Genomic DNA, 229 nt, shown 5'->3' with positions numbered 1-229 from the left:
CACGCGCTTGACCTGGGACAGCACGCGGGCGCTTTCTTCCTTGGAGCTGCTGACGATGGACAGGGCGCCAACGCGCTCGCCGTACAGCGAGAACGACTTGGAGAACGAGCTGGAAACGAAGAAGGTCAGGCCCGACTCGGCGAACAGGCGCACCGCCGCGGCGTCTTCGTCGATGCCGTCGCCAAAGCCCTGGTAGGCCATGTCGAGGAAGGGCACGAGGTTTTTCGCC

Annotated in this window: 1 protein-coding gene; it reads right to left on the bottom strand. The window is 64.6% G+C overall.

Annotated elements, in window-relative coordinates; all coding sequences use genetic code 11:
- A partial coding sequence (locus SB659_RS20665; RefSeq protein WP_410551800.1) for an aminotransferase class I/II-fold pyridoxal phosphate-dependent enzyme occupies positions 1–229 on the bottom strand: 229 nt, incomplete at both ends.

Source organism: Arthrobacter sp. SIMBA_036 (assembly GCF_046535135.1).
Taxonomy (GTDB): Bacteria; Actinomycetota; Actinomycetes; order Actinomycetales; family Micrococcaceae; genus Arthrobacter.
The sequence above is the reverse complement of the archived record's forward strand: the minus strand, read 5'-3'. Positions and strand labels throughout refer to the sequence as shown.